Raw genomic sequence first — 1,422 nt, forward strand, 5'->3', positions numbered from 1 at the left:
GTAATTACCCACGGGGTGGATCGGTCGGCGGCGGAACGCCCGCGGCTGCGCCGCTTGCCGGGACGAGCTTGCCTCTTGCGCGGGTCGGATTTCGCTGATTCCCTGGCGGGATGGGCCGCAGCGAACTGGAACGGCTGAGCCGCGAGGAGCTGATCGAGCTGGTGCTGCGGCTGCAGCGGCCAGAGAAGACCTCGCGCACCTCATCCAAGCCGCCCGCGACGGATCGCAAGGAGCAGCGGGAGCATTCTAAGCCCGGCGGCGCCAAGCCCGGTCACGAGGGTCACAGCCGGGTGCTGAGCGATGATCCCGATACGATCGTCCAGCATCGTCCCGAGGCGTGCGCGTGCTGCGGCGCCAGCCTGCACGCCGCACTTCCGGCAGAGATCGTCAGCGTCTCTGAGCAAATCGAGCTGCCTGAGGTGGCGCCGATTGTGACGCAGCACCAGCGCCTTGCCGTTTGTTGTCCGAGCTGCGGGACGCGCGTGATCGCGCCACCGCCCGAAGCGGCGCGCGGCACGCCCTTCGGTCCGCGGCTGCATGCGGTGGCGACGTACCTCAAGACCTTTCAGGCGCTCTCGTACGAACGGCTGCAGGCGGCGCTCTCCGATCTGTTCGGCCTCACCCTCAGCCAGGGCGGGCTGATGAACCTGCTCCGGCGCGCGCAGGACCGCTTCCGTGCCGGTCGCGACGCGGCCATCGCGACCCTGCGCAAGGCTGAGGTCGTCGCCTGCGACGAGACTGGCGTGCGCATCGAGGGCTCGAACGCTTACCACTGGCTGTTCCACTCGGCGCAAGCCGTGGTGCACACCGCCTCCCCGACGCGCGGCGCTGTCGTGGTGCGCGAGATGATGGACGGGCACCGACCGGCGGTGTGGATCTCCGACCGCTACACCGCCCAACAGGGCCACGCGGATGAGCACCAGACCTGCCTGGCGCATCTGGCCCGCGATGTCGCCTATGGCGTCGAGGCCAGCGACGATCCCGTGCCCTGGCGCCTGCAACTCTGGTTGCAGCGCGTGTTCGCCCTGGCCGAGCGCGTCACCGACTTGGCTGCCGCGACGCTCTCGGCCAAGCGCCGCAGCCTGGATCGGCAACTGGGTGCCATCCTCGCCACGTCGAGCCGCTGTGATCTGAGCCGCGACCTGCAGGCCAAGATCAGCCGCGCCCGCGATCAGCTCCTGGTCTTCCTCGCCTATCCCGGAAAGGTCGAGCCGACCAACAACGGCTCCGAGCGGCTGCTGCGTCCGGCTGTCGTGCAGCGGAAGGTCACCAACGGCTACCGGGCCATGTGGGCGGCCGAGGGCGAGGCCGCCATTCGCACCGTCGTCGACACCGCGCGCCTCACAGGCAGCAGTCCCTTCGGCGCCATCCTCAAAACCATCGGCGCCTGAGCCCAGCCATCACAGGCCTGGGTAATTACGG

Annotated in this window: 1 protein-coding gene; it reads left to right on the forward strand. The window is 69.3% G+C overall.

The features are described 5' to 3' along the window. Positions 1-110: 110 nt before the first annotated feature. Positions 111-1,391 (forward strand): IS66 family transposase, encoded by a 1,281-nt coding sequence (gene tnpC, locus ME121_RS32710; RefSeq protein WP_043387809.1) that lies wholly within the window; start codon positions 111-113, stop codon positions 1,389-1,391. Positions 1,392-1,422 lie beyond the last annotated feature (31 nt).

The sequence above is a fragment of the Methylobacterium sp. ME121 genome (assembly GCF_000974725.1).
GTDB lineage: Bacteria > Pseudomonadota > Alphaproteobacteria > Rhizobiales > Beijerinckiaceae > Methylobacterium > Methylobacterium radiotolerans.

Coding starts and splice junctions, on each gene's coding strand:
- tnpC (WP_043387809.1), top strand. CDS start 111: ATGGGCCGCAGCGAACTGGAACGGCTGAGCCGCGAGGAGCTGATCGAG.